This is a genomic window from Paenisporosarcina cavernae (assembly GCF_003595195.1).
GTDB lineage: Bacteria > Bacillota > Bacilli > Bacillales_A > Planococcaceae > Paenisporosarcina > Paenisporosarcina cavernae.
This window is the reverse complement of record NZ_CP032418.1, coordinates 1,716,526-1,731,718: the sequence shown is the minus strand read 5'-3', so window position 1 is coordinate 1,731,718 and position 15,193 is coordinate 1,716,526. Positions and strand designations below refer to the sequence as shown.

Genomic DNA, 15,193 nt, shown 5'->3' with positions numbered 1-15,193 from the left:
TATTACTACATTTATAGAGAGGGGATTTTTTTGTTTGTTCGATCAAGAAGAAGTTTTAAACAACCTCTAAAGACTCGTTTTGCCTTTTTAGTTGTTTCATTTCTCCTTAGTGTTGCCTTGTTGTTCGTTTGGATTAACCATCGATTAACACCTACTTACTTGCAGTATGCGGAAATTCAAACATCCAAAATTGCCGCACACGTGATTAGTAAAGCTATTAACGACCGAATTTCGAATGTACTAGATGTGAACGATATTATTGAACATGTTCCTTCTGAACAATCAAATATGATGACTACTAAATTTAATACCGAAATTATTAATCGTGTGCAGTCAGATACCGCAAAAATCGTACAAACCCATTTAGAACAAGCAGAAAAAGGGAATATGGATTATTTACCGTATTTGACCGATGTAGAATATGACCAGCAGTCGATGGAGCAAGATGGGGGAATTGTATTTTTCGTTCCCCTTGGGCAAGCGGCAAACTTACCTTTACTAGGGAATATCGGGCCGAAAGTTCCTATTCGATTCCATGTTGTCGGAAACGTCGAATCTAAAGTAGATTCCACCATACGGGAATTTGGGATAAACAATGCATTTGTAGAGGTTAACATTGTGTTGAAAGTGAATGTGCAGATCATCGTTCCGATGGCAACTTCAGTGAAAACATTAGAGCAAAAAATACCAGTTGCTCTCGGTCTGATTCAAGGTCAAGTTCCTCAGATTTTCAACCGTGGAGATGGTGTGCAACCATCGATTGAAGTTCCCATACAAAAAAACGAGTAAAACTATTGCACCATATGCAAAAAATTGATACTCTAGTAAAGATTAAAATATCGATAGGTAGAGGCCGCATGGCTTATGAGTACCATACGCGAGGATGACAACTTAGACCGTATGCAAAAGGAAGCTTTGCCGAAAGTGAAAATGCGTCAATCATTTTCAACTTGGGGTTATTCCAAATAGGAATAACACTGTCAATTCATAGGACGCTATGAATTGGTGAGCTACAAATCGTGGGTAGGTACTCGTTTGAATACTATTCGCAACTTGTAGAGCTGGCTTCTTCTCATTCGTAGAATGAAAGAGCCAGCTTTTTTGTGTTCACCTCGGTATAAATCAACTAAAGGAGGAGAAAAAATGTCAGGTACAATATGGTCGATTTTGCCACCAATCATCGCGATTGCGCTGGTTTTAATCACAAGGAAAGTTTTACTATCATTAGGAGTGGGAATCATTTTAGGGGCATTGTTAACACATAGCTTTGCACCAGTCGATTCGTTTCTCACAGTGTGGAATTCATTTAAAGTAACATTTTGGGATGACGGATTTAATGCATACAACGTTTTTATTATTTTGTTTTTACTTTTACTAGGAGTTATCACAGCATTTGTAAGTCTTTCAGGAGGTAGTCGTGCTTTCGCTGAATGGGCGGTTAAACGTATTCAAACTCGACGTGGGGCAAGGTTACTTACTGCAGTGTTAGGAATTGTTATCTTCATTGATGACTATTTTAATGCGTTAGCGGTCGGACAAATCGCGCGACCTATTACAGATCACCATAAAATTTCTCGGGCAAAATTAGCGTACTTTATTGACTCTACTTCTGCACCAGTTTGTGTCGTATCTCCAGTATCTTCGTGGGGAGCATATTTAATCGGACTTATTGGGACAATTTTAGCGACTCAAACGGCCATTACGCTCTCGCCGCTCAGCGCGTTTGTATTAATGGCACCGATGAATTTTTATGTCATCGCAGCACTCGCAATTGTGTTTTTCGTCGCAGTTACCGATTTTGATTTATTGGAAATGAAAAAACATGAAATGCGCGCAGTAGCAACAGGTGAAGTGTACGATCCTGAAAAAGATATTCCGGGACAATTAAAAGAAGAATTCCCTGTACACCGCCACGGCAAAGTACGTGATTTAATCTTACCGATCGTTACACTTGTTGTCGTCACTATCGGAATGATGATGTGGACAGGTTCTCAAAATGCACTGGCAGGAAATGTGGACGTTACATTATGGTCTATATTTGAGAATACGGATGTTCCTAAATCTCTCCTAATAGGAGGAATTGCAGGATCCGTAATGTCGATGCTTTTATATGCAATTCAAATTCCACGTCATGACCATGCGGAAACGAAATTTGTGGCAAAAGGGATTTGGAGCGGGGTACAATCCATGATTCCGGCAGTACTTATCTTATTGTTTGCTTGGTCATTAACGTTCATTATTGCTGACTTAGGAACGGGCGAGTACTTAGCCGCTTTCGTCGAAAAAGCAAACATTCCAGTTGGACTTATCCCAGTATTGTTGTTTGTTTTAGCAGGTGGGATGGCATTTGCAACAGGTACATCTTGGGGATCATTTGGTATCTTACTTCCGATTGCTGGAACTATTATGATCAATTCAGAGCCGGAACTTTTATTGCCAGCGCTTGCAGCTGTTTTAGCGGGGTCTGTTTTTGGAGATCATTGTTCGCCAATTTCCGATACGACAATCTTATCTTCTACTGGAGCAGGCTGTAACCATATCGATCATGTCGCGACACAATTGCCATATGCATTAATCAGTGCCGCAATTGCTGGAGCAGGGTATTTAATCTTAGGATTAACTGGTTCCATATGGTTAGGACTAGTTGGTGTAATTGTTATCCTTGTCATACTATTTTTTATCTGGGGCACACAAGGGAAAAATAATGTGCAGGCAGTGAAAGAAGAACAAAATGCGTGAAATGAGAGGGCTTAGGCTCTCTTTTTTTATTTATTGAAAAAATACACAATCTTAAAAAAACTTCTTTCCTCTGTAAGATTGCTATAGTATACTTTGGATAGATTATTCAATAATCTGAAAAGTATAACAAAGGGGGAGAAATAATGGAACGTTCTCAATGGGGATCCCGTGCCGGGTTTATCTTGGCAGCTGTAGGATCCGCGGTAGGACTAGGTAACATCTGGCGTTTTCCTTATGTTGCTTATGAAAATGGTGGAGGAGCTTTCTTTATCCCGTACTTATTCGCTCTTTTAACTGCAGGTATTCCAATTCTTATTCTAGAATTCACCATGGGTCATAAGTACAGAGGTTCAGCTCCACTTTCTTTCTTCCGTATGGGTGGTAAGAAAGCAGAATGGCTAGGTTGGTGGGGAATGTTCGTCGCATTCGTTATTTCCACTTACTACGCGGTGATTATTGCCTGGGCAATGCGTTACACAGTTTTCGCGATGAATTTATCTTGGGGTGATGATACGGAAGGGTTCTTATTTGGAGAATTCCTGAAGTTAGATGTAACTCCGGGTGAAACTGGAGGATTAGTCCCTGGCGTATTAATTCCTCTTATTTTAGTTTGGATTATTGCAATTGGTATTTTAGTAGCTGGTGTAAAACGTGGGATCGAGCTCGCAAACCGCATTTTCATTCCGACATTAGTTGTTATTTTCCTCGTTATTGTTATCCGCGCTTTAACATTAGACGGAGCAATGATGGGGCTAGATGCTTTCTTTGCACCTAACTTCGATGCACTGAAGGATCCAAAAGTATGGGTAGCAGCATATGGTCATATTTTCTTCAGTTTATCTGTTGCATTTGCGATCATGATTACGTATTCTAGTTATTTACCGAAAAAAGCAGATATTACAAACAATGCATTTATCACAGGGTTTGCAAACTCTGGGTTTGAATTGTTAGCTGGTATCGGTGTATTCTCTGCATTAGGATTCATGGCAGCACAGCAAGGTGTGGCGGTAAGTGATGTTGCTTCCGCTGGTGTTGGTCTTGCTTTCGTGGTGTTCCCAGCGATTATTAATGAGTTCCCAGGAATGAATGGACTTTTCGGAGTGCTTTTCTTCCTCTCATTAGTTTTAGCAGGATTAACTTCTCTAATCTCTATCTGTGAAACATATGTTGCTGGGTTTTCTGAAAAATTCGGAATTTCTCGTAACAAATCAATTACGTTTGGTGTTGGTTTAGCAGCAATTATTTCATTGTTGTTTGCAACACAAGGCGGATTATTCTTCCTAGACGTAGCAGATTACTTCATTAACCAATTCGGTGTCGCTGCAGTTGGCTTAGTCGAAGTAGTGTTCGTAGTTTGGGTATTACGCAAAGCTGGTGTTTTGGAAGAGCATGCAAATGCAATCTCCGACATTCGTCTTGGCGCATGGTGGAAAATTTTCTTAAGCTTTGTCACTCCACTTGTACTTGGTTATATGATGTTTGGTTTGCTGAAAATTAATATACTTGGACTGCACGAATTAGGGGATGGAACAAAAGGTAACTACGAAGGCTATTCAGACTCATTCATCTTATATACTGGATGGTTCGTAGCAGCTGGAGCACTTATCTTATCGTTCGTCTTTACTGCAATTAAATGGAATGGTGTTGCTCTTGAAAGCTATCACCATGCCGATGAAGAATAGGGGGTTCTAACCATGTCAACAGGTGCAATTATAATGATGATTGTCGGCATCGTGATTATTTGGGGCGGACTCGCTGCAAGTATCATGAATGCAGTATCTAAAAGTAAAAAAGCTTCCTAAAAGTTAAGAAGCGTCCACTTAGTGGGCGCTTTTTCGATTTATATAATGACTAGTAAGTAGGGCCAGTAGTTAAATAAAGGGATTTTCGCCCAAGTCGAAAATCTACCGAATAGAAAGAGCAAATAGATAAGGTAAATTACATATTAGTGTCATTCAGTCATCTTATTCTAGTTACAAGTACGCATAGTTTGTGCCATTTAAACGGAATCTTGTTCGATTCAGGGAAATTATGTGCGATTGAGGAAAGAAAACAGATTTTCAGAAGCAATCAAGTGATTCTCCGTGATTTTACTCGATCCACAACAACCCAATCAAATATGATAGATTATTTAGTCTTGTGGATTTTATTCGCATTAGAAGCACATTCGTTGGGACGAAAATCTCTGTTAGGTTGTGAGGGAGTAGGAAATTATGATACATTGTTGAAGAGAGTTTACCTTTCAATACTCGTCAGATAGGGGACGTACTAAATGACAACGAAACAACCACCACTTCGAAAACCTTCTTGGTTAAAAATAAAATTGAATACGAATGAGAATTACACGGGTCTGAAGAAAATGATGCGTGAGAATAATTTACATACTGTGTGTGAGGAAGCACGCTGTCCGAATATACATGAATGTTGGGGTACTCGTCGTACTGCTACGTTTATGATTTTAGGGGCAGTTTGTACCCGTGCTTGCCGTTTTTGCGCGGTGAAAACAGGGTTACCGAATGAGTTAGATTTAGCAGAACCAGAACGTGTAGCGGATTCTGTTGTGATGATGAACTTAAAGCATGCTGTTGTAACAGCAGTTGCTCGAGATGATTTAAAAGATGGAGGTTCTGCTGTATTTGCGGAGACAGTTCGCGCGATTCGTCGGAAAAATCCGTTCACAACCATTGAAGTGTTACCTTCTGATATGGGTGGCGTAGAGGAAAACCTGCGTGCATTGATGGATGCAAAACCAGATATTTTAAATCATAATATCGAAACAGTTCGTCGTTTAACGCCGAGAGTTCGTGCGCGTGCGAAATATGATCGTTCTCTAGAGTTTTTAAGAAGAGCGAAAGAAATGCAACCTGAAATTCCTACAAAGTCTTCGTTGATGGTAGGTTTGGGTGAAACGCATGAGGAAATCATTGAAGTAATGGATGATTTACGTGCAAACCACGTTGACATTATGACAATTGGTCAATACTTACAACCAACAAAAAAACATCTTGCGGTTCAAAAATATTATTCACCAATGGAATTTGGAGAGCTTCGTAAAATAGCGATGTCTAAAGGTTTCTCTCATTGTGAAGCTGGCCCGCTAGTTCGAAGCAGTTATCACGCAGACGAGCAAGTAAATGCTGCGGCAAAAGAAAAACAACGCTTAGGTGATGAGCAATTAGCTCTTTCTTCTAACTAGGTAGGAGAGATCCGATTGATAATACTTGATCAGACATATTATGACGTATTAGAAAATTATCGTGATGCAGTCAAAGAAGAAGCAATTGCTGAGCGGTATAGTGATATTTTACGAAAGTATGATTATATCGTGGGTGACTGGGGATATGGCCAGTTACGTTTAAAGGGGTTTTATGATGATTCGAACCATAAAGCAACGTATGATACAAAATTTAGTACTTTTCAAGATTATTTGTATGAATATTGTAACTTTGGCTGTGCTTATTTTATCCTTAAAAAAGGAGAAGCGGCACCTCAACCAGAACCCGATATGAAAGCATCAGAAGAAACACCAGCACTAGAAGAATAAAACAAAAATCCCCATTTCAGCGACACGTTTTTCGACAGTGTCTTGAATGGGGATTTTCTTATCCTAGTAATTCGCGAAGATATTCACGAAGCTCCGATGCTTCTTCTTCACTTCGATTGTACACTTGTTCTAGATAACCTTCTTCTTCTACATCATCTGGTCCGATGATCCCGAATCGCCCAAACTGTATATCCATTACTAAGACCTTTCCAAAAAAACGGCTGCTTTGCATAATTGCAAGATCGTATCGTTGCGATTCTCCCGTAAAACAAACAAATCGTGTTTTTGTATCTTCTACATCATCATATAGAAAAAATCGTTCCATTAGGTAATTCTCCTTCCGCTGTTCTTAATTATGGTACTATAGAAAGGAAAATAGGAGCAACAAGTGAGGGATACTAATGTACTTTATTGATCGAAACAAAATTACGGAAACCTTAACATACTTAGAAAAATTAACGGCACTTTCAAAAGAAAAATCCGACTGGACGACTAATGAACTCGATAAATTATCGCTAGAACGAATTGTTCAATCTTCTATTGAAAGCATGATTGATGTAGGAAATTCTATCATTGATGGATTTATCATGCGTGATCCTGGAAGTTATGAAGACATTCTCGATATCTTATTGGATGAAAACGTCATTGAGACGGAAGACCAACAACAATTAGTGGAAGTCTTTTCCATGCGAAAAGAACTTGTTCGCAATTTCGTGAAAGTAGATCACCAACAGCTTCAGGATCTCTGGCAAAAGCATTTACAAGCAGTGGAACGTTTTTCACCCGCTGTCTCCACCTATTTAAAAAATGAGCTTGGACCGGTTTCTGCTTTTTTACCGGAGAAAGAATCATGAAAATGTATCCGTGTGTTTGCCTTGATTTAGATGGGACGATGTATAGAGGAACGGACGTAGTTCCTTTTGCAGCGGAATTTGTCCGGTCTCTTCAGTCACAAGGTATACAACCATTTTTCATCACGAATAATGCGTCCAAAACGCCTACACAGCTCGTCGAGAAACTGCATTCTTTTGGAATAAAAACAGACGAGGAGCATGTGGTGTCTTCCGCTTTAGCAACTGCGTACTATGTGAAAACTCGGTATCCTAATCAGCAAGTCTTTGCGATAGGAGGAGAAGGGGTGCAGCACGCACTTCAAGCCGCTCACGTATCGATTGTCAAAGAAAATAGCGACGTTGTTGTCATGGGACTAGATCGTGAGCTCAACTACGACAAACTTGCGCAAGGTTGTCTAGAAGTTGCTCGTCATAGGGAATTTGTGGTGACAAATGGCGATAAAAAATTTCCGACTGAAGTAGGTATGTATCCGGGTAATGGTGCATTAGCAAAGGTAATAGAGCATGCTACTGGAGTGGAACCCACTATTATTGGAAAACCATTTGGGTATATGCTAGAAATGATTCAAGCGATGCATGATTTTGCAAAAGAGGACATGGTTATCGTAGGTGATAATTACGATACAGATATTCTTGCAGGCATTCATTTTGGGATTGATACCGTGCATGTGAATACTGGAGTGAGTAGTACGGTGGAAGTGCAGGAAAAGGATCTAAAGCCTACGTATTTGCTGGAAAACTTACGGGAGTGGACTTTAGAACTTTCTCATTAATTTGCATTTGAAGGGAATGAATAAAGCATAGTAGTTTAGTTAGCTTGAGTTCTCGAGCAAATGTACGCTTTTTATTCAAATAGAAAAAGCACAGACTCTGTGCTTTAAAATAAAGGATTTTCTTCTATATGACGATAAATGTTTTCCACTAATTCGTCTGGAGTTTCTCCACGCACGATATCACCATTAACAACGGCGAAGAGAGATTCAGAGCAGATGGTGCAATAGCTTAAACAACCATACTCTAAAACATCTAAATTGGGGTCTCGCTCGAGCTTTTCAAACGCTTCTTGCGAACCATTCGCGATATTACTTATACAAAATTCAACCATTGGATTCATGGTTTTCACCTCTCGCCAAAATCCTACTCTAAAAGTGAGGACTAGTCAATGTTAGAGGCTTGTTGTGTATCAATTTGCAATGGCTTATACTTAATGAAGGATAGTTAGACGTTTAAAGGAGTTTTACGATGAAAAAATTAGTACTTTTAGGTGGAGGGTACGGCAATATGCGTGTGTTATTGCGTTTGTTACCTTCCAATTTACCAGATGATGTAGAAATAACATTAATCGACCGAATACCGTTTCATAGTTTGAAAACAGAATTTTATGCGTTAGCAGCAGGGACGATTTCAGATCAAGAAGTTCGTGTTTCATTCCCAGAACACGATCGCTTAAAATTAGTCAGTGGAGAAGTGTCTACGATTGATCGAGAGAATAAGCAAGTTGTTCTGGAAAACGGAGAAGCTATCTCTTACGATGATTTAGTCATTGGACTTGGTTGCGAGGATAAATATCACGGAGTACCAGGAGCGGATGAACATACCTACAGCATTCAGACAATCCGTAAATCACGTGAGACATACAAAACGTTATGCGGTTTACCTTCTGGATCGGTAGTTGGGATTGTAGGGGCAGGGTTGTCGGGGATTGAACTTGCGAGTGAATTACGTGAATCTCGTTCTGATTTAACCATCAAGCTATTTGACCGCAGTCCTCGTATTTTACGTGATTTCCCTGAGCGTTTAAGTAACTTTGTGAAAAAGTGGTTTGATACACATAATGTCGAAGTTGTGAGCAGTTCCAACATCACAAAAGTGGAACCTCATATGCTGTATAATCACGAAGAAACAATCCCAGTTGATGCAGTTGTGTGGACGGCAGGTATTCAACCTGTGAAACCAGTGCGTGATTTAGGTGGGGATACAGACTCCATTGGTCGAGTAGTATTAGCTCCTCATCATCATTTACCAACGGACGAGCATGTGTATGTCGTGGGAGATTGTGCAGCACTACCTTACGCTCCAAGTGCACAGTTAGCAGAGTTCCAAGCAGAACAAATTGTTCAGGTGTTGACTGCAAAGTGGAAAGGGAAAGAATTACCTGAGACTTTGCCAGAGATTAAGTTAAAAGGATTCTTAGGTTCCTTAGGGAAAAAGCAAGGATTTGCTTATTTAGCAGATCGCACGGTTACAGGAAGAATTGCTCGATTGTTAAAATCAGGCGTTCTATGGATGTATAAATGGCATAATGGATGAAAAAAACGCCGAGAAATCGGCGTTTTTAGTCATTTTTAGGAATAAATCCATGCGCTTCAAGCGAAGCGTAAACTGGTTTCAACTGAATATATCCTTCTCCAATTACTTCATTTTCCACTAATACTAATGGATAGAAATATTCATCTTCTTGAACTTTTTGAGCCCAATCTTTTTGTCGATCATTCTCAATTGGCTGTTCAATATCGATATAGTCAATCGTGAAAGATTGGTCTGGATATTTTCTTGTTATCGCAGCTTGTAACCACTCGTATGTATCGATGGAAGATGGAGCATTAACACAGCTAGCGCATACTATTTCCGTTCCATAAATTTCAATGTGCACATTTTTTTCAGCCATTCTTTCTTACCTCCTACGATTAACTAATGGATTTTTTTCCTTTATCACATTATAATGATTATAAGGAAAGGAGTCGATAGATATGACTGAAACACCAATGATGGAATCTGTTCAGGAAGTTTTAGATAAATTACGTCCATTCTTACTCCGCGATGGTGGAGATTGCGAACTTGTTGATGTGGAAGATGGTATTGTAAAATTACGACTTCTTGGAGCATGTGGAAGTTGTCCAAGTTCGACCATTACATTAAAGGCTGGTATTGAACGTGCTTTATTAGAAGAAGTACCAGGAGTAGTGGAAGTTGAACAAGTATTTTAATGAATGAATGTAAAATGCCATTGTCATAAGACAGTGGCATTTTTTTCTTTCGTTAAGAAACGATTCCTTTTTCTTTTTCTTCTCGCATTTCTTGCCAACGATCTTTAGCCATTTCAATCAATTTTGGTTCAACCGTAGACTTTTGTTTTTCGATTACTCGTGAAAAGAATCGAGTCGCTTTTTCTCGATCGCCAATTCTTCTTGATAATTCGGCAATCATGTAAAGGACACGCACTTCGGACATTTGTGTTCCGGCATAATCTTCATTCGAATACGATTCTTCATATGAATTACGTGCTAGTGTGACAAATCGCAATTCTTGTTCTGTATCCTCTTCCAAACGATAGATCCAAGCTGTACGCATGGAAAGACCAGCTAATGTTACATGTTTTTCGTGTTTTAACGTGCCGCTTAAGATAGCAAGTTTATATGCAGTAATCGCTTCCGTGCGATTACGTTCTCCACCTAATGAGCGTGGAATCCATTTAGAGGAAATCTTCTCCTTAATTTCATCTTTTACGCCAGGGGCAAAATACTTGGTGAAATCTTCTGTAAATGCAAAACCGCAATGTTCACACACAAAAGCATTGTAAAGGATTGGATTTACTTCAGGATTTGCATAGATTGGTTGAAAGTCCGTCTCCTGATGGTCAACTTTCACAAATTTACTTCGGATCTTCGTAATCTCAAATTTCTCTTTGCAGTGTAAACATTCGATTTGTTTTGTATAAAAAGGACTCAATTCCATTTTCATCCCACCTAGTCTTGTTTCTTTCTTACTAGTTATCTTACACTATTTTAAGTCATTTGTCGTATGAATTGTTGAGTGCAGAATATTGTATTCATTTCTGTTTTCTTGATAAAATAAAGAAGAAGAGAGGTGTACGTAATGACTGAAACTGTTATTTTAACGGAAGCAGCAGCTTTTCATGTAAAAGAAATGATGCGTGAAAATGAAGAAGAGAATGCCTTTTTACGGGTGGCTGTTCATGGTGGAGGGTGCAGTGGACTTTCCTATGGAATGGGATTTACACACGAAATTGAGCAGCAAGATGTCACGCTTTCTCAACATGGCATCACAATCGTCGTATCGAAAGATGATGCACCAATTTTAAATGGTACTGAAATTGATTATAAACAATCGTTAATGGGCGGTGGATTTACGATTAATAATCCAAATGCAATTGCATCATGTGGCTGTGGGTCTTCTTTCCGTACGGCTACTAAAGTGGGGACTCCAGAGAACTGTTAACGATTTGTTCGTCAGTCGATATGTCGTGCTTAAAATGTCCTCCAATTGTTTCGTCATATGAGAACGAGGAAAAGGAACTTTTGATCCTACTAATTCGACAGATGATTTCTCATCTCCAAGAATTAGTAGGATTTTTTTTTACTGTTGTATTCAAGAAAATGACACGAATCTTCATGAAAAATTCTCCACTGAGACAACTGAGAATAACCTTTCACATACGAAAAGAATACGATATGGTATACGAACTGAAAGGACTGATTGTTATCCGTTACGTATCTCCAATGTTTTCGATTCCCTCACAAATTTCTAATACGATGCCGATGCAACATCAACTCCCTCCTACTCAAACTGCTTCTTCGTACCAAATTCCTCCTTGTTATTGCCACATACCCGAGCAAACTAGCTACCCGACTGATTATGGACCCCAACCGTTTGTCTTCAATATAGAAGAAGCCGCTCATATGAATCGAACATTTAGAACTTCTATTTGGACAGGGAAACATTTACAACTCACACTTATGTGTGTGCCTCCCTGCGAGGAAATAGGTAAAGAAATGCATTCTAATTTGGACCAATTTATTCGCATAGAAGAAGGTCAAGGTGCTGTGTTTATTGGACAAAATCAAGATGCGCTGACTTATTCCCAAGCTGTTATGCAAGGTGATGCCATCATCATTCCCGCGGGAACTTGGCATAATATCATGAATACAGGACCGTATCCGTTAAAAGTTTCTTCTATTTATGCGCCACCAAACCACCCATTTGGGACCGTGCATGTAACAAAACAGGATGGAGAATATGCTTCAGAAATGGAGATGCAACAGGGAATCCCGATGATTGATGGGAAAACTCCTGATGAGTGGATTATGCACACCGAATTTTTAGTAGAAGAAGGATTGGAGGATGTAAAAAAGGGAATAAATTCACTTCATCTTCTTCAAGAATTTATTCTCATGGGAGTTCTTGTTGGTAAAGGGTATTCTCCTGAAGTAGCATACGAAACCGTTGAACAATGGGAAAAAACAGGAGAATCAAAATTACTTCAACAAAGTAAAAACATGTAGAATGTGCAAATGAGCTCTCTGATTCGTTTTCAAAACGTATGAAAATGGCGTCTCCACATTCTCTTAACGTAGATTAATTGTCTGATTTTTTCGTAACAATACACCTGAAAATGAATTTCAGCACCTTTTTGAAAGGGCTAGTCTCGGCTAGTCTTTTTTCTGTAAATTCAAACCTTTTACACTTGACAACAATCTATTGAAATAAAGTAGTAAAAAGTCTATCATATAATGCAAGGTGAAAAAATACACTAAAGGTGGTTGCGATCTTCGTGAAAAGACCGACAATATTAGTATTAGGTGCCGGATACGGTGGCTTATCAACGGTAGTAAACTTACAAAAGAACATTGGTTCCGATTTTGCAGATATTACATTAATTAACCAAAACTCATATCACTATGAATCAACTTGGTTACATGAGGCTTCTGCAGGAACACTACGTCCTGATCAAGTTCGTTATGATATTAAAGATGTAATTAATGAAAATAAAGTTAAATTCGTTCAAGCAACTGTTGAGGGAATTGATGTAGACGGAAAAACAGTAACAACAAATAACGGCGTATTCTCATACGATTATTTAGTTATTGGACTTGGATTCGAAGGTGAAACTTTCGGAATAACTGGTTTAGATAAATATGCGTTCTCGATTGCTAACGTAAAAGCTGCTCGTCAAATTCGGGAACACATCGAGTACCAATTTGCCACTTGGTCAATGGAAGAAGAAAAAGATGATAGCCGTCTAACAATCGTTGTTGGTGGAGCTGGCTTTACAGGTATCGAGTTCTTAGGTGAACTAGGAAATCGTGTACCGGAATTGTGTAAAGAATTTGATGTTCCTCAAGAGAAAGTTCGTGTGGTTTGCGTAGAAGCTGCACCAATGGTATTACCAGGATTTGACCCAGAGTTAGTCGATTACGCTGTAGGTCATTTACAATCAAAAGGAATTGAATTCTCTATTGGAACACCAGTTGTGGAAGCGACTCCAGAAGGTGTGAAAATTAAAAAAGGCGAAGAAGAATTTGAATTCATCAAAGCAGGTACAGTAGTATGGGCTGCAGGAGTTCGTGGAAACCGTCTGATTGAAGCTACATCGATTGAAAACATGCGTGCTCGAGTGAAAGTAGAACCAGATATGCGTGCTCCTGGATATCCAGATGTCTTCATCGTGGGAGACTGTGCGCTTTTAATTAACGAAGAAATTAATCGTCCATATCCTCCAACTGCACAAATTGCAATGCAACAAGGGGAAACGATTGCGAAAAATCTAATCGCACTTGTTAATGGAACAGATACTCAGACATTTGTTCCAGATCTAAAAGGTAGTGTCTGTTCACTTGGTGAAGACGATGCGATTGGTGTTGTTTTTGGCAAAAAAGTGACAGGTGCGAAAGCATCCTTCATGAAAAAAATGGTCGACAATCGTGCGTTATTCATGCTAGGTGGTCCATCATTAGTCGTGAAAAAAGGAAAATTTAATTTGCTATAAAATTCGAGTCTACTTTCTGAAAGGGAAGTAGATTTTTTTATTCCTCAAAAATGAAGCGGTATGAAATTAAAATTTGCTTGAAAGAGATTCTCTAGTAAAAACTCGTTGACAGCATATTCCACATAACCTTAAAAAAGAAATTCTCTCATCTATATGAGATACTTGAAGTAGACTAGAGAGAGAAAAGGGAGTGGAACGATGTTTTTAGCATGGAGCGAGATTAAGCGAAATAAGCTGCGATTTAGTTTAATCACAGGCGTGTTAATGTTGGTAGCGTATCTTGTGTTCTTTTTATCTGGATTAGCGACTGGCTTAGAAAATTTAAATCGCGAAGCAGTGGATAAATGGGAAGCTTCAGGTATTGTGTTAACACAAGAGTCTGACAAAAATTTGCCTCAATCATTTATGACGTTGGATGATGCGGATAAAGTGGACGCGTCTGAAAAAGCCGTCATCGCGATGACAAATGCGATTGCGACATCAAATGATTTGAAAGCCAATGTGGCGATATTTGGGATTAATGAAGATGAGTTTATTATGCCGGAACCTACTAGTGGAGAAGTCTTTGCATCTGAAAATGAAGTGATTGCAGGGGAATCCCTAAAAGATGATGGGTTCGAAATTGGCGATGAGTTAGAACTCTCTTCCTCAGAAGAAGTGCTAACAATTGTTGGCTTTACCGATTCCGCTAGATTTAACGCAGCCCCAGTATTGTATACCGATCTTAAGACGTTTAATCAAGTGAAGTTTGGAGAAGCGGCTTCCGAAAATGAAGATCAAATCAATGGTGTAGTGATAAAAGACGAATCGGTTAAAAATACGATGAGCGATGACGATTTTGAAGTATTGGAAATCGAAGAATTCATCACAAGTTTACCGGGCTATACAGAGCAAAGTTTAACTTTAAGCTTTATGATTTATTTCTTATTTATTATTTCATCAGTTATCGTAGCAATCTTTTTATATGTCCTCACTGTGCAAAAGATTAGTATGTTTGGCGTCATGAAAGCGCAGGGTATTTCAAGCGGATATCTGGCTAAATCGGTTGTAGCACAAACATTCTTGCTCGCGATTATTGGGGTAGTTGTAGGGTTTTTACTCACTCTATTAACTGGTAAGTTCTTACCAGCTGCTGTACCCGTTTCGTTTGATATACCAACGATGTTAATTTACGGTTCTATTTTAATCGTGGTTGCAATTGCAGGCGCAGTATTCTCCGTTTGGACAATTGTGAAAATAGATCCATTGAAAGCGATAGGAGGGTGACAA

18 protein-coding genes and 1 riboswitch are annotated in these 15,193 nt (G+C 39.1%); of the genes, 14 read left to right on the top strand and 4 right to left on the bottom strand.

The genetic code is table 11. The features are described from left to right. The first annotated feature begins 30 nt into the window (after positions 1-30). The 6 genes from yunB (at position 31) to D3873_RS08820 (ending at position 6,283) form a co-directional block, all read left to right on the top strand. On the top strand, positions 31-789 hold the full coding sequence (yunB, locus tag D3873_RS08845) for a sporulation protein YunB (RefSeq protein ID WP_238473761.1): 759 nt from the start codon (positions 31-33) through the stop codon (positions 787-789). 50 nt (positions 790-839) lie between these two features. Next, positions 840-1,021, top strand: a riboswitch (Lysine riboswitch). Positions 1,022-1,143: 122 nt separating this feature from the next. Further along, positions 1,144-2,739: a Na+/H+ antiporter NhaC family protein gene (locus tag D3873_RS08840; RefSeq protein WP_119883710.1), complete on the top strand. Its 1,596-nt coding sequence runs from the start codon at positions 1,144-1,146 to the stop codon at positions 2,737-2,739. Positions 2,740-2,882: 143 nt separating this feature from the next. After that, positions 2,883-4,421, top strand: a complete 1,539-nt coding sequence (locus tag D3873_RS08835) for a sodium-dependent transporter (RefSeq protein WP_119883709.1) — start codon at positions 2,883-2,885, stop codon at positions 4,419-4,421. 12 nt (positions 4,422-4,433) lie between these two features. After that, positions 4,434-4,541, top strand: coding sequence for a methionine/alanine import family NSS transporter small subunit (locus D3873_RS08830; protein ID WP_119883708.1), 108 nt, complete (start codon positions 4,434-4,436; stop codon positions 4,539-4,541). A 470-nt stretch (positions 4,542-5,011) separates the two neighbouring features. Next, a complete protein-coding gene (lipA, locus tag D3873_RS08825; protein WP_119883707.1) occupies positions 5,012-5,935 on the top strand; it encodes a lipoyl synthase in 924 nt (307 codons plus the stop codon). Between the two features lie 15 nt (positions 5,936-5,950). Then, positions 5,951-6,283, top strand: coding sequence for a YutD family protein (locus tag D3873_RS08820; protein ID WP_119883706.1), 333 nt, complete (start codon positions 5,951-5,953; stop codon positions 6,281-6,283). A 58-nt stretch (positions 6,284-6,341) separates the two neighbouring features. Here D3873_RS08820 and D3873_RS08815 read toward each other — a convergent pair whose 3' ends face one another. Beyond that, entirely contained in the window at positions 6,342-6,608 is a 267-nt protein-coding gene (locus D3873_RS08815; protein ID WP_119883705.1) for a DUF3055 domain-containing protein, read from the bottom strand. Positions 6,609-6,684: 76 nt separating this feature from the next. Here D3873_RS08815 and D3873_RS08810 point away from each other — a divergent pair, with 76 nt between their 5' ends. Continuing rightward, the gene (locus tag D3873_RS08810) at positions 6,685-7,137 is read left to right on the top strand and encodes a DUF86 domain-containing protein (protein WP_119883704.1); all 453 of its coding nucleotides are present in this window, start codon (positions 6,685-6,687) and stop codon (positions 7,135-7,137) included. After that, a complete protein-coding gene (locus tag D3873_RS08805; protein WP_119883703.1) occupies positions 7,134-7,910 on the top strand; it encodes a TIGR01457 family HAD-type hydrolase in 777 nt (258 codons plus the stop codon). The genes D3873_RS08810 and D3873_RS08805 overlap by 4 nt, the downstream gene beginning before the upstream one ends. Before the next feature lie 104 nt (positions 7,911-8,014). Here D3873_RS08805 and D3873_RS08800 read toward each other — a convergent pair whose 3' ends face one another. After that, complete coding sequence (locus tag D3873_RS08800) at positions 8,015-8,251, bottom strand: YuzB family protein (protein ID WP_119883702.1); 237 nt, start codon at positions 8,249-8,251, stop codon at positions 8,015-8,017. Positions 8,252-8,379: 128 nt separating this feature from the next. On the opposite strand from D3873_RS08800, the gene D3873_RS08795 reads away from it, so the two are divergent. Then, on the top strand, positions 8,380-9,447 hold the full coding sequence (locus D3873_RS08795) for an NAD(P)/FAD-dependent oxidoreductase (RefSeq protein WP_119883701.1): 1,068 nt from the start codon (positions 8,380-8,382) through the stop codon (positions 9,445-9,447). A gap of 25 nt (positions 9,448-9,472) precedes the next feature. On the opposite strand, the gene D3873_RS08790 is transcribed toward D3873_RS08795, so the two are convergent. Further along, complete coding sequence (locus D3873_RS08790; RefSeq protein ID WP_119883700.1) at positions 9,473-9,805, bottom strand: YuzD family protein; 333 nt, start codon at positions 9,803-9,805, stop codon at positions 9,473-9,475. An 82-nt stretch (positions 9,806-9,887) separates the two neighbouring features. Here D3873_RS08790 and D3873_RS08785 point away from each other — a divergent pair, with 82 nt between their 5' ends. Further along, a complete protein-coding gene (locus D3873_RS08785) occupies positions 9,888-10,124 on the top strand; it encodes a NifU family protein (RefSeq protein ID WP_119883699.1) in 237 nt (78 codons plus the stop codon). A gap of 52 nt (positions 10,125-10,176) precedes the next feature. Here D3873_RS08785 and D3873_RS08780 read toward each other — a convergent pair whose 3' ends face one another. Continuing rightward, the gene (locus D3873_RS08780; RefSeq protein ID WP_119883698.1) at positions 10,177-10,872 is read right to left on the bottom strand and encodes a DUF2225 domain-containing protein; all 696 of its coding nucleotides are present in this window, start codon (positions 10,870-10,872) and stop codon (positions 10,177-10,179) included. Positions 10,873-11,013: 141 nt separating this feature from the next. Here D3873_RS08780 and D3873_RS08775 point away from each other — a divergent pair, with 141 nt between their 5' ends. The 4 genes from D3873_RS08775 to D3873_RS08760 all read left to right on the top strand — a co-directional run bounded on the left by D3873_RS08775 (position 11,014) and on the right by D3873_RS08760 (position 15,190). Then, on the top strand, positions 11,014-11,376 hold the full coding sequence (locus D3873_RS08775; RefSeq protein WP_119883697.1) for a HesB/IscA family protein: 363 nt from the start codon (positions 11,014-11,016) through the stop codon (positions 11,374-11,376). A gap of 233 nt (positions 11,377-11,609) precedes the next feature. After that, positions 11,610-12,440 carry a cupin domain-containing protein gene (locus D3873_RS08770; protein WP_338014651.1) on the top strand — a complete coding sequence of 277 codons (831 nt, stop codon included), beginning with the start codon at positions 11,610-11,612 and terminating at the stop codon, positions 12,438-12,440. 269 nt (positions 12,441-12,709) lie between these two features. After that, positions 12,710-13,924, top strand: a complete 1,215-nt coding sequence (locus D3873_RS08765) for an NAD(P)/FAD-dependent oxidoreductase (RefSeq protein WP_119883696.1) — start codon at positions 12,710-12,712, stop codon at positions 13,922-13,924. Positions 13,925-14,122: 198 nt separating this feature from the next. After that, positions 14,123-15,190 carry an ABC transporter permease gene (locus D3873_RS08760; RefSeq protein WP_119883695.1) on the top strand — a complete coding sequence of 356 codons (1,068 nt, stop codon included), beginning with the start codon at positions 14,123-14,125 and terminating at the stop codon, positions 15,188-15,190. Positions 15,191-15,193 lie beyond the last annotated feature (3 nt).

Excerpts from the sequence above, each read along its gene's own strand:
- D3873_RS08805 (WP_119883703.1), top strand. The coding sequence starts at position 7,134 with ATGAAAATGTATCCGTGTGTTTGCCTTGATTTAGATGGGACGATGTAT.
- D3873_RS08775 (WP_119883697.1), top strand. The coding sequence starts at position 11,014 with ATGACTGAAACTGTTATTTTAACGGAAGCAGCAGCTTTTCATGTAAAA.
- D3873_RS08800 (WP_119883702.1), bottom strand. The coding sequence starts at position 8,251 with ATGAATCCAATGGTTGAATTTTGTATAAGTAATATCGCGAATGGTTCG.
- D3873_RS08830 (WP_119883708.1), top strand. The coding sequence starts at position 4,434 with ATGTCAACAGGTGCAATTATAATGATGATTGTCGGCATCGTGATTATT.
- lipA (WP_119883707.1), top strand. The coding sequence starts at position 5,012 with ATGACAACGAAACAACCACCACTTCGAAAACCTTCTTGGTTAAAAATA.
- D3873_RS08835 (WP_119883709.1), top strand. The coding sequence starts at position 2,883 with ATGGAACGTTCTCAATGGGGATCCCGTGCCGGGTTTATCTTGGCAGCT.
- D3873_RS08815 (WP_119883705.1), bottom strand. The coding sequence starts at position 6,608 with ATGGAACGATTTTTTCTATATGATGATGTAGAAGATACAAAAACACGA.
- D3873_RS08810 (WP_119883704.1), top strand. The coding sequence starts at position 6,685 with ATGTACTTTATTGATCGAAACAAAATTACGGAAACCTTAACATACTTA.
- D3873_RS08760 (WP_119883695.1), top strand. The coding sequence starts at position 14,123 with ATGTTTTTAGCATGGAGCGAGATTAAGCGAAATAAGCTGCGATTTAGT.
- D3873_RS08840 (WP_119883710.1), top strand. The coding sequence starts at position 1,144 with ATGTCAGGTACAATATGGTCGATTTTGCCACCAATCATCGCGATTGCG.
- D3873_RS08780 (WP_119883698.1), bottom strand. The coding sequence starts at position 10,872 with ATGGAATTGAGTCCTTTTTATACAAAACAAATCGAATGTTTACACTGC.
- D3873_RS08785 (WP_119883699.1), top strand. The coding sequence starts at position 9,888 with ATGACTGAAACACCAATGATGGAATCTGTTCAGGAAGTTTTAGATAAA.
- D3873_RS08790 (WP_119883700.1), bottom strand. The coding sequence starts at position 9,805 with ATGGCTGAAAAAAATGTGCACATTGAAATTTATGGAACGGAAATAGTA.
- D3873_RS08795 (WP_119883701.1), top strand. The coding sequence starts at position 8,380 with ATGAAAAAATTAGTACTTTTAGGTGGAGGGTACGGCAATATGCGTGTG.
- D3873_RS08770 (WP_338014651.1), top strand. The coding sequence starts at position 11,610 with ATGGTATACGAACTGAAAGGACTGATTGTTATCCGTTACGTATCTCCA.